Origin of the sequence: uncultured Thiodictyon sp. (assembly GCF_903946935.1) — a bacterium.
Lineage (GTDB): Bacteria > Pseudomonadota > Gammaproteobacteria > Chromatiales > Chromatiaceae > Thiodictyon.
In genome coordinates this window covers 1-11,818 of sequence record NZ_CAJAXH010000018.1, presented here as the reverse complement: position 1 = coordinate 11,818, position 11,818 = coordinate 1, and the positions used below count along the sequence as shown (strand labels likewise).

Sequence of the window (11,818 nt, the reverse complement as noted above, 5' to 3'; positions counted from 1 at the left end):
TTGCGGCCCCCTTTCCCCCGTAGGTCGTATGCGGTATTAGCCCGAGTTTCCCCGGGTTGTCCCCCACTGCCAGGCAGATTCCCACGCATTACTCACCCGTCCGCCACTCTACTCAGCCCAAAAGCCTTTCGCGTTCGACTTGCATGTGTTAGGCATGCCGCCAGCGTTCAATCTGAGCCAGGATCAAACTCTTCAGTTCAGTTCATCAGGCTATCTCGCAATAGCCAATTCCTTGCTCAACAAACTCTTCTTCCGAAGTGCTCGTCGATCTTCTCTGGACACCGTCCAGATACATCGGAGCACCCACACAAGTTATCTAAACAAATTGTTAAAGAACTGCGGCAACGCATTTGCGCTGCCAGAAAAATCGGTCTTAAAGCGCACTCTTTGTTAGCCCTGACGGATTCACTCTAGTGCCGCTCTAGCCAGATGAAGATTCATCTGAACGAGCCGCGCATTTTACAACACGGATTTATTCTGTCAAGCCGTTCTGCATTACGGATGCACCGATTAATCCTGGACTCGCCGGCGACTGCTTCGCAACGCCATGATTTAATGGGGATCGCCGCACTGATTTCCGATTCCATTCGCGCTTCTTCAGCGGCAATTAGGTGGTCGCGCAAATAACACACCATTTAGAGGGTCGCGGCGCGCGATCGCCTCGAGGTCTGGAACTGGCCAGACTCGATAACTACTGCGTCCCTATCACTATTATCCCGACCACTGGCCCTTTCAAGACACTCCCCCGACCCCATAAATCAGTCGCACGACATCGCAGACGCAGGAGCGGACACTGTTGCGATCGGGGGCCCGAGCAGCCCCCCAGTGTGCGGCAGCGTACCGACCCGCAGGTTGCGCGGCCCCCACAGTGCCCGACGCTGGATCGATCGCCGAGCCCGGTTGGCGTCCCGCGCCCTGCCGAGTCCCGGCCGATGACCGCCGCGCACACGAGGTTGTCGTACGACTTCACCCACCGGAGCACCCAATGGCAAATCGGCATGATCCGTCTCGGCCGCACCGGGAACCCGCGGATGCCCTGGTCGTCTTCGGCGCGACGGGCGACCTGGCACACAAACAGATATTTCCCGCGCTCTACGCAATGTGTCGGGACGGTACCTTGCAGGTGCCGGTGATCGGTGTCGCGTCCCCGCCTTGGAGCCTCGATCGGTTGCGCGCCTACGCGAGCGCGAGCGTGGAGCGGGACGGCGCCGACCTCGACCGGGGCGCGCTGGAGCGCCTGCTGTCGGCGCTGCAATACGTCAGTGGCAACTACGAGGACGCGGCCACCTTCGAGGCGCTGCGTTGCGCCCTACAGTCCGCGCAGCGCCCGGCGTTCTATCTGGCCATTCCACCGGTGTTGTTTCCTACGGTCATCCGCGGTCTGGGGGCCGCCGGCCTGGCCCGCGGGGCGCGGGTCATCGTCGAGAAGCCGTTCGGCCGCGATCTGGCGTCGGCGCGCGCGCTCAACCGGGTCGCGATCGAGGTGTTTCCCGAGGACGCGATCTTCCGCATCGATCACTTCCTGGGCAAAGAGGCGATCATGAACATCCTGTACTTCCGCTTTGCCAACTCCTTTCTTGAGCCGATCTGGAATCGCGACCACATCGCATCCGTGCAGATCACCCTGGCCGAGCAGTTCGGCGTGGCGGGCCGCGGCGCCTTCTACGAGAGTGCGGGCTGCCTGCGCGACGTGATGCAGAACCACCTGTTCCAGATCGTCGCGCTGCTGGCGATGGAGCCGCCGGCGAGCCGCGACTTCGAGGCCGTACACCGCCACAAGGGCGATGTCTTCGCCGCCATGCGGCCGCTGGGCGCCGACGACATCCTGCGCGGGCAATATCAGGGCTATCGCGACGAGCCGCAGGTCGCGAGCGATTCCGATGTCGAGACCTACTGCGCCCTGCGCCTGCACATCGACTCCTGGCGCTGGGGCGGCGTGCCTTGGTACCTGCGCTCGGGCAAATGCCTGCCAACCACGGCCTGCGAGGTCCTGGTGCGGCTCAAGCCCCCGCCGCAGAACCTGTTCGGCGACGCGGCGGCGCGCGAAGACACCAACTATGTGCGCCTTCACCTGTCGCCGCACTCCACGATCGCGCTGGCCGCCCGCGTGAAACGGGCCGGCAAGGAATTCGTCGGCCAGCAGCGCGAACTGTCGCTGCTCGAAGAGGAGGCCGGCGAGCAGTCGCCCTATGAGCGCTTGTTGACCGACGCGATGGCCGGTAACGGCGCGCTCTTTGCCCGTGAAGACGCCATCGAGGCCGCCTGGGCCGTGGTCGATCCGGTGCTGGTCGAGCATCCGCCGGTCAGCGTCTATGCCCCAGGGACCTGGGGTCCGCCAGAGGCGGATCGGTTTATCGCCGCCGACGGCCGTTGGCGCAACCCCGCACCGGCGGGCTGAACGGTGCCTTTGCCCATCGAGGACTACGCCATGATCGGCGACGGTCACACCGCCGCGCTGGTGGGGCGCGACGGTTCGATCGATTGGCTGTGCCTGCCCCGCTTCGACTCCGGGTCCATCGTCCCCTGGGTGACCCGGCGCGACGGCACGCTGTTCGCCATCGCCGGGCCGGACACGCTCGAGCTCCACACACCGGTTCGCACGCACGGCGAGAAGCTGACCTCGCGGGCCGACTTCGAGATCGGCGCCGGTGAGCGGGTGCCCTTCGTGCTCAACTACCGGCCGTCGCACGCGCCGGTGCAGCCCGCCATCGATGCCGAACAGACCCTGGCGCAGACCGAGCGCCAGTGGCTGGACTGGTCAGGGCGCTGCCGCTTCGCGTGCCGCTGGCAGGAGCCGGTGTTGCGCTCCTTGCTGACGCTCAAGGCGCTCATCTACCAGCCCACCGGCGGCATCGTCGCGGCACCGACCACCTCGCTGCCCGAGCAGCCGGGCGGCGAGCGCAACTGGGACTACCGCTACTGCTGGCTGCGCGACGCGACCTTCACGCTCAACGCCTTGCTGCTGGCCGGCTACACGCAGGAGGCCGTGGCCTGGCAGGACTGGCTGCTGCGCGCGGTGGCGGGCAGTCCGGCCGACATGCAGATCCTGTACAGCGTGACCGGCGCGCGGCGGCTCGCGGAGACCGAACTCGCGTGGCTGCCCGGCTATCTGCAGGCCGCACCGGTGCGCATCGGCAACGCCGCGGCCGAGCAGTTCCAGCTCGATGTCTACGGCGAGGTGATGGACACCCTGCACCTGGCACGCGCGGCCGGGCAGACCCTGCAACCGCATGCCTGGGGCATCCAGCGCGCCTTGCTGGACTTCCTCGAGCATCATTGGCACGCCCCGGATGAAGGCATCTGGGAAGTGCGCGGGCCGCGGCGCCACTTCACCCACTCCAAGGTGATGGCCTGGGTCGCCTTCGACCGCGGGGTCAAGGCCGTCGAGCGCTATGGCCTGGAAGGGCCGGTCGAGGCCTGGCGTCTCATCCGCGACGAGATCCACGCGCAAGTTTGCGCCACCGGTTTCGATGTGCAGCGCAACAGCTTCGTTCAGCACTACGGTAGTCAAGCGCTCGACGCCAGCCTGCTGTTGATCCCGTTGGTGGGTTTCCTTCCGCCGGACGATCCCCGGGTGCTGGCCACGATCGCCGCGATCAAACGCGAGCTGGTCGTCGACGGGCTGGTGCTGCGCTACCAGAGCGCCACCGCCAGCGCGGTCGACGGCCTGCCGCCCGGCGAAGGCGTCTTTCTGCCGTGCAGCTTCTGGCTGGCAGACTGCCTGGCGGTGACCGGGCGGCGCGCCGAGGCCGAGGCACTGTTCGAGCGGCTGCTGGCCTTGCGCAACGACGTTGGCCTGCTGTCGGAGGAGTTCGACCCACGCACCGGCCACATGCAGGGCAACTTCCCGCAGGCCCTCAGCCACATGGCGCTGGTCAACACCGCCCGGCTGCTGTCGCTGCCGCCGCATGAGCTCGATGCATCGAGCCGCAAGGGCGAGCGCCTGGCGACCGCGCAGGTCGCGCCATGATTGAGCCCCGCAGGGACGCAGCGCCGCCGGCCCCGTCACTGACCAAGTCACCGAACACCTACCAGGACCTGCCATGAATGCGACCTCGGCATTGCCGCAACACGACCCGCGCCGGTGGCCGGTCAGCCTCGACCTGCTGTGCATCGACACCCTGCGCACGCTGGCCATCGACCAAGTGCAGCGGGCGAACTCCGGGCACCCGGGCACGCCGATGGGCGCGGCGCCCACCGCCTACTGCCTGTGGCAGCGCTTCCTACGCTTCGACCCCGAAGACGCCGCCTGGCCCGACCGCGACCGCTTCGTGCTGTCGGTCGGTCACGCCTCGGCGCTGCTGTATGGGCTGCTGCACCTGTGCGGCGTCAAGGCGGCGACGAGCCTGGACTCCTCGCGCGAAGGGCTGGCGGTGACGATGGCCGACCTGCAAGGCTTTCGCCAGGCCGGCAGCCGCTGTACCGGGCACCCGGAGCACGGCTGGACCACCGGAGTGGAGACCACCACCGGGCCGCTGGGCCAGGGTGTGGCCACCAGCGTGGGCATGGCCATCGCCGAGGCCTGGCTGGCCGCCACCTACAACCGCCCCGGCTTCACGCTCTTCGACCACCGGGTGTTCGCGCTGGCCGGCGACGGCGACATGATGGAAGGCGTGAGCGCCGAGGCCGCGTCGCTCGCCGGCCATCTGAAACTCAGCCGGCTGTGCTGGATCTACGACAGTAATCACATCAGCATCGAAGGGTCGACGGCCATCGCCTTCACCGAGGCAGTCGGCGCGCGCTTCGCGGCCTGCGGCTGGCAGGTGTTGCGGGTCGCCGATGCCAACGACATCGAGGCGACCGCGCATTGCCTGCGGACCTTCGAGGCCACGCGTGACCGCCCAACCCTCATCGTCGTACACAGCCGCATCGGCTATGGCGCACCGCACAAGCAGGACAGCGCCGCCGCCCATGGCGAGCCCTTGGGAATCGAGGAGACGCGCGGGGCCAAGGCGTTCTATGGCTTCGACCCCGCGGCGGATTTCGCCGTACCCGACGGCGTGCGCGAGCACCTCAAAGCGCACTTTGGCCAACGCGGAACCGACGCGCACGCGGCCTGGCGGTCCCACTTCGCGGCCTACCGGGCGCACTACCCCGACTTGGCCGACCAGATCGACCGCATGCAGCGGCGCGAGTTGCCGCCGCAGTGGGACTCCGGCTTGCCGCGCTTCGACGCCGACGCCAAGGGCCTGGCCACGCGCGACGCCTCGGGCCAGGTGCTGAACGCGATCGCCGCCCAAGTACCCTGGCTGCTGGGCGGCGCGGCCGACCTGGCACCGTCGACCAAGACGGCACTGACCTTCGACTTTGCCGGCACCTTCGAGCCGCCGGCCTGTGACGGCATCGCACCCGGCGTCAACCCGGTCGGCCCGGCCGGCCGCAACCTCCACTTCGGCATCCGCGAGCACGCGATGTGCGCGGTGGCCAGCGGCATGGCGCTGTCCGGCCTGCGCCCCTTCGCCGCCGGCTTCTTCGTCTTCACCGACTATTGCCGCGGCGCCATCCGCCTGGCCGCGATGATGGGGCTGCCGGCGATCTATGTCTGGACCCACGACTCCATCGCAATGGGCGAAGACGGCCCGACGCACCAGCCGGTCGAGCAGCTTGCCGCGTTGCGGGCCATGCCCGGCATGGTGGTGCTGCGCCCGGCCGACGCCAACGAAGTGACCGAGGCCTGGCGGGTGCTCATGCAACTGCGCGACTGCCCGGCCAGCCTGGTGTTGTCGCGCCAGGCCCTGCCCACGCTGGACCGCAGTCGCTATGCCGGCGCCGCGGGTGTCGCGCGCGGTGCCTACGTGCTGGCCGATGCCGCCGACGGGCGGCCCGAGGTGCTGCTGCTGGCCAGCGGCAGTGAAGTGGCCTTGTGCATCGCCGCCTATGAACAGTTGCTGCGCGAGGGCATTAAGGCGCGCGTCGTCAGCATGCCGTCCTGGGACCTGTTCGAGCGCCAGGACGCGGCCTATCGGGAGCAGGTGCTGCCCGAGGCCGTGACGGCCCGCGTCTCGGTCGAGGCCGCCTCACCACTGGGCTGGGACCGCTATGTGGGCCGGCACGGCGAGATCATCGCCATGCGCCGCTTCGGCCTGTCCGCGCCGGGCCCGGTGGCGCTGGCACACTTCGGCTTCGATGTGGCCCATGTGCTCGCCGCGGCCCGGCGACAACTGGACCGGCATGGCCCGAAGGCGCCCGCATGAGTACCCGCAGCAGTGCGCTTGCCGGCCGACCGGTGCCGCAGGCCCTGCTCATCGACGTCGACCAGCGCGTGGCGGCGCCCTTTTCGCAACGGGCATAGGGGTCTGACCCTGAGGTATCCCCGGCATCGTCGGGGCACCACTCTTGGCGTAAACTACAAGGGACCGGGGGCAGTTCCGGGGGTTGGGGGTCAGTTCTAAACGTGCGTATTGTCCCATTTTCCCGCATCTGGCCAGCAAATGATCAGCTATGCTCTCTCGAACCTTGAACGAGGCAACGCCGCCATGGTCACCGACTATGATCGAGACCTCTACACTTGGTCGCAAGTGCAGGCCGCTTTGTTGCGGGAGCGCAAATTCGATCAAATCGACCTTGAGCACATCGCCGAGGAAATCGAAGACATGGGCAAATCGGAGCAACGGGCACTGGAGTCCTATTTGGAAGCGTTGCTCATGCATCTGTTGAAATGGGTATACCAACCGTCGTTCCGCGGACGCAGTTGGCAACTGACCATCGTCGAACAACGCAAGCGACTGCATAAGCACCTGCGGGAGAACCCCGGCCTAAAAAGCAGGCTCGCAGCATCCATAACGGATGCCTACGACTTTGCCAGATTCGGAGCTGTAAAGGAGACGGGGTTGCCTTTGAGCACCTTCCCCGAACAATGCCCTTGGGGCTATGAGGCGTTTAGCGACCCTGATTTCTGGCCGGACGGTGCCGAATAGAGTAAACGCGAGCGCTGGCTGAAATTCTTCAAAGAAGCGGAGCGCCTGGACGAGGACGCCTTGCCGGCCTGGATGCAGACCCAAGAGATGAGGCACGCCATGAACACCCTGAAGGCCTTTTCCGAGAAAGAGCACGCCTACCATGCCTACCAGGCGCGGCAGAACTATCTGCGGGAACAGCAGAGCATCCAGCTCGAATTCGACGACCTGCGCGCAGAGGTCGAGCAGGCGCGGGCGGACCTGGAGCAGGTGCGGGTGGCCAAGGAACAGGAACGAGCTGCCAAGGAGCAGGCGCGGGCGGACGCGGAGCGGGAGCGGGCCGCCAAGGACGAAGCCTTGGCCGAGATCGAGCGGCTGAAGCGCTTGCTCCCCGGCAAGCCGGGACCGTCTGACCCTGGGACGCGGTAGCGATCCCAGCCTGCCGTCCATTCCTGGTTCCGCAGAACACCCGGTCGAGTACCCGACGCGGAGCGTTCTTCGGTTGGTTCCGCGCGGGATCCTTAACCCGCCCCCATGCACCGCCCGCTCTGCCATAATGCCCCGCGCAACCCCGCCGGCAGCCCAGGAGTCGCCGCCATGCCCGACGCACAGGTCTTCATCAGCTACAACAGCAACGACGCCGCCCTGGCCGCGCCCGTGGTCGCGGCGCTCAAGGCCCGCGGCATCCGGGTCTGGATCGACCACGAGCAGGTCCTGCCCGGCCAGCCCTGGCTGCCGGCCATCGAGCAGGCCATCACCGGCTGCACCGCGGTGGCCGTGCTGCTCGGCCCCCACGGGCTCGGCCCGGTCCACGCCCAGGAGATGGCCGCGGCCCTGAGCCTGGCCCGCAACCAGGCCAAGCCGGTCATCCCGGTCCTGCTGGCCGGCGCCGGCGAGCCGCCGCCGTTCCTCAATCAATACAGCCGCGTGAGTATCCCGGCCGACCCCGCCGAACCTGGTTTCCATCAGGCCATCGGCGCGCTGGTCGCGGGCATCACCGCCGCGCCCCAGCGCCGCCCGGCGCCGCCACCCACCGAGCACTGCCTTCAGGTCCGCCAGCACAACGACAGCTTCGAGGCCGCCTGGGACAACGGCGACCCCTTCCCCATCGCCCTGCCGCTCACCAAGCCGGACCTGGACGAGCTGGCCTGGTACCTGGAGCGCTACATCGAATTCCCCGGCCCCGGCGACCGCACCCGCGCCGCGGCCCTGGAGGCCAGGCTGGAGACCTGGGGCCGCCGGCTCAATGAGGCCCTGTTCCCCGGCGGCGCCCAGCACGCCGTCTACCAGGACATCCGCAGCCGCCTCGACCGCGGCGAGCGCGTCCTGCTCACGCTCGCCAGCGACAGCCCCGCCTTCCTGATCCGGCCCTGGGAGATGCTCCGCGACGGCCGCGGCCCGCTGGCCCTGCGCGGGCTCACCGTCCGCCGCCGGCTGCGCACGGACCAGCCGCCGAGCGCCCCGGTCCCCCTGGCGCCGACCCTGCGGCTGCTGCTGATCGTCGCCCGCCCCGCGGACACCGGCTTCATCGACCCGCGCACCAGCGTCCGCCCGGTGCTCGACGCCCTCGACAACCTGGGCTCCGGCCCCGGGCCCGACGGCCAGGCCCCGGCCGACCAACAGCCCATCGCGCTCGACTTCTGCGAGCCGCCGACCCTGCCCGAGCTGGAGCGCCGGCTCGCCGCGGCCAACGCCGCCGGGCGCCCCTACCGCATCGTCCACTTCGACGGCCACGGCCAGTACTATCCCGAGACCGGCGTCGGCGCCCTGTGCTTCGAGGACGCGGCCGGCCGCACCCGGCTGGTCCCCGGCCGCGACCTCGGCGACCTGCTGAGCCGCCAGCGCGTCCCGCTGGTCCTGCTGGAGGCCTGCCGCGGCGCGCAACTCTCGGACCGACCCATCTTCGGCGCCGTCGCCCCGGCCCTGCTCAAAAGCGGCGTGGGCAGCGTCATCGCCTTCTCCCACTCGGTGCATGTTGCCGCTGCGCAAATGGTCAGCGAGCGCCTGTATCAGACCCTGGTCGCCGGGCGCAGCATCGGCGCCGCGCTGGAGGAGGCCCGCCATGCCCTGCGCGCCAGCCCCGAACGCTGGCTCAGCACCGGCCCGGACCCCGCGACCGTCCCGCTGCAAGACTGGCTCATCCCCCAGCTCTACCAGGCCGGCCCCGACCCGGCCCTGGTCCCCCCCGAGCAGGCCGCCGCCCCCGACGCCCACCGCCGGCCCCGCGCCGGCCTCCGCCTGCCCGGCTTCCCGCCGCCGCCGCGCTATCGGTTCCATGGCCGCGCCCGCGAGCTGCTGCGCCTCGAACGGCTGCTGCTGCGCCAGGCCGCCGTGCTGGTCCACGCCGGCGGCGGCATGGGCAAGACCGCCCTGGCGCGCGAGGCCGCCCACTGGTGGCGGCGCACCGGGCGCTTCGACCTGGCGCTGTTCCACAGCTTCGAGACCCAGGCCGGCGCCGAGGCCGTGGTCCAGCTCATCGGCGCGCGGCTCGGCGGCGACACCTTCGCCCGCCTCGGCCCCGACGACCAATGGGCCGCGGCCGTGCGGCTGTTCCAGACCCACCGCGTGCTGCTCGTCTGGGACAACTTCGAGTCGGTGCTGCCGGTGTGGAGCGCCGGTGCCGGCAGCGCCGCCCCTGGGAGCGCCGACCTCCTCCCCGACCTCCAACGCCTCTACCGGGAGCTGACCGACTGCGACGACCCCGGCCACCTCGGCGGCCGGCTGCTGGTTACCTGCCGCCCCACCGACACCGCGCTGGACGGCATCGCCGAGCTGCACCTGGCCGGGCTCTCGCGCCCGGACGCCCTGCACCTGCTGCGCGCCGCCTGTGAGCGCCGCGCCATCGACCTCAGCCGCCCCGGCTACGCCCGCCCGGATATGGACGCCCTGCTCGACCGGCTGGAGGACCACCCCCTGTCCATCGAGCTGATCGCCCCGCACCTGAAGGACCTGACCCCGGCGGCCATCTGCACGGACCTGGCAGCCCGGCTGCACCAGTTCCAGGACCCGAGCCACGGCGAGGGACGCAACCAATCGCTGCTCGCCTCCCTGGACTTCTCCCGTGCCCGTCTGACCCCGCGCGCCCGCGCTGCCCTCGCCTGGCTCGGCTGGTTCCAGGGCGGGATGTTCGAGGCGTTCTTCCTCCACTTCGCCGGGCTGGCCGAGGCCGACTGGGCCGCCATCCGCGCCGAGCTGGTCGCCACCGCCCTGCTGCGGATCGAGGACCTGCCCGGTTTCAACACCCCCTATCTGAAGCTGCACCCGACCCTGGCCGACGCCGCCGGCCCCGCCCCTGTCCCCACCACCGCCGACGACCCGCGGGCCGGGCGCTTCATCGATTGCTATCTCGGCGTCAGGCAGATGATCGACGGGGCGCTCCGCGGCTCCCAACCCGCCGCCGGCATGACCCTGACCCGGTTGGAGCTGGCCAACCTGCGCCGGGCCCTGGACCTCGCCTTCGCGGTCGGGCGGCATCGGGATGGCGCGCTGCTGGCCCAGACGCTACGGGATTTCCTAGAGCGCGCTGGCCGGCTGCGCGAGCGCGACCGCCTGGTCGAGCAGGTCCGCGCGCGGATGCCGGCGGACCGGCTCGACGGGGCCGCCTGCGCGGCGATCCTCCAGCACGCCTGGAGCCTGTTCACCCGCGGCGAGGCCCAGGCGGCCCTGGACGCGGTGCTGGACCTGGAGCGGCGGCTCGCGGACGCCGATGGGAGCGCCTCCATCGATCAGGCCGCCTGGGCCGACGGCGAACTGGACTTTCAGCGCGCGACCACCTGGCTCTACCGCGGGCGCATCCTGCTCCACGCCGGCCGCCCGGACCTGGCCTTGGACCCGTTGACACAGGCCATCGACGCCTATCGCGCCCTCGGCGAGGGCCAGCAGGCCAACCTGTCCGCGTCCCTCGGCGACCTGGCGAATGCGCTGAGCGCCCTGGGCCGCACCGGGCAGGCCCTGGCCGGCGCGGACGAGGGCCTGGCCATCGACCGCGCCCTGGGCCGGGACCGCGAGGTCGCCACCGGCCTGGGCCGGACCGCCGCGATCCTGATGGACGCCGGCCACCATGCCGAGGCCGAGGTCCGCTATGGCGAGGCCCTGGCCGCCGCCGAGCGCGTCGGCGACCTGGGATTGCAGGGCACCTTCACGCAGCACCTGGGCATCCTGCAACGGCAGACCGGCCGCGCCGCCACCGCCGTCGAGACGCTGAAGCAGGCCTTGCGGCTCTTCCAGCAGGCCGGCAACCGGGGCGGTGAGATGCAGACCTGCGACCTGCTCGGCACCGCCGAAAAGGACCTCAACCGCCTGGACCCGGCCGAGGCCTGGTACCGCAAGGCCCTGGCCCTGGCCGAGGTCCTCGGCGCTCAGAGCCAGATCGGCATCACGCGCCAGAACCTCGGCATCCTGTTCCAACTCCGTGCCCTGGCCCTGCCGAGCGACGGCGGCGGGTCTCAAGGCGCCGAGCGCGACCGCTGGCTCGCCGCGGCCATCGCCGAGATCGCCACCAGCCTGACCATCAAGCAGCAGATGGGCAACCCGCTCGGCGCGGCGGCCTCCCACTACCAGCTCTCGGTCCTCCACCGGCTGCGCGCGGAATGTGTCAATGAAAATGAGACACCGGGGTGTCGAATTTAGTGTTGCTCGGGAGGCTCTTGGATCTCGGTTAAGCCTGCGGCCGGCGGGTTGATCCAAACCTCTGCGGGAGGCAGCTTGGGTGTCGGCGGTGTGCCCTTAAAGCGCCGCGGGTTTGCCGCGAAGGCCGCGTCGAGGGTCTGGGCGCGAACCTCGAGGATCGCCGGGACGCGTTCGTAGTGGACATCGGCCGGGGTCATGAAGGCGATCCCCGAGTGGCGATGCTCGTCGTTGTACCACGGGAAGAAAACCTGGCAATGGGCGCGGGCGTCCTCGATGGCGCCGAAGCATTCGGG

The 11,818-nt window shown here is 69.6% G+C and carries 6 protein-coding genes, 1 rRNA gene and 1 pseudogene; 6 read left to right on the top strand and 2 right to left on the bottom strand.

Annotated elements, in window-relative coordinates; all coding sequences use genetic code 11:
* Positions 1-199 (bottom strand): 16S ribosomal RNA (locus QZX93_RS02385); the annotation flags it as partial.
* Between the two features lie 786 nt (positions 200-985).
* On the opposite strand from QZX93_RS02385, the gene zwf reads away from it, so the two are divergent.
* The 6 genes from zwf to QZX93_RS02355 all read left to right on the top strand — a co-directional run bounded on the left by zwf (position 986) and on the right by QZX93_RS02355 (position 11,525).
* Positions 986-2,398 carry a glucose-6-phosphate dehydrogenase gene (gene zwf / locus QZX93_RS02380; RefSeq protein ID WP_295385090.1) on the top strand — a complete coding sequence of 471 codons (1,413 nt, stop codon included), beginning with the start codon at positions 986-988 and terminating at the stop codon, positions 2,396-2,398.
* A 9-nt stretch (positions 2,399-2,407) separates the two neighbouring features.
* Positions 2,408-3,970 (top strand): glycoside hydrolase family 15 protein, encoded by a 1,563-nt coding sequence (locus QZX93_RS02375; protein ID WP_295385093.1) that lies wholly within the window; start codon positions 2,408-2,410, stop codon positions 3,968-3,970.
* Positions 3,971-4,043: 73 nt separating this feature from the next.
* Complete coding sequence (gene tkt, locus QZX93_RS02370; protein WP_295385095.1) at positions 4,044-6,194, top strand: transketolase; 2,151 nt, start codon at positions 4,044-4,046, stop codon at positions 6,192-6,194.
* A 237-nt stretch (positions 6,195-6,431) separates the two neighbouring features.
* Positions 6,432-6,917: a DUF29 domain-containing protein gene (locus QZX93_RS02365; RefSeq protein ID WP_295385097.1), complete on the top strand. Its 486-nt coding sequence runs from the start codon at positions 6,432-6,434 to the stop codon at positions 6,915-6,917.
* 99 nt (positions 6,918-7,016) lie between these two features.
* Positions 7,017-7,325, top strand: a complete 309-nt coding sequence (locus QZX93_RS02360) for a hypothetical protein (RefSeq protein ID WP_295385100.1) — start codon at positions 7,017-7,019, stop codon at positions 7,323-7,325.
* Between the two features lie 168 nt (positions 7,326-7,493).
* Positions 7,494-11,525 (top strand): TIR domain-containing protein, encoded by a 4,032-nt coding sequence (locus QZX93_RS02355; RefSeq protein WP_295385102.1) that lies wholly within the window; start codon positions 7,494-7,496, stop codon positions 11,523-11,525.
* A gap of 98 nt (positions 11,526-11,623) precedes the next feature.
* Here QZX93_RS02355 and QZX93_RS02350 read toward each other — a convergent pair.
* A pseudogene (locus QZX93_RS02350) lies at positions 11,624-11,818 on the bottom strand (IS3 family transposase); the annotation flags it as partial.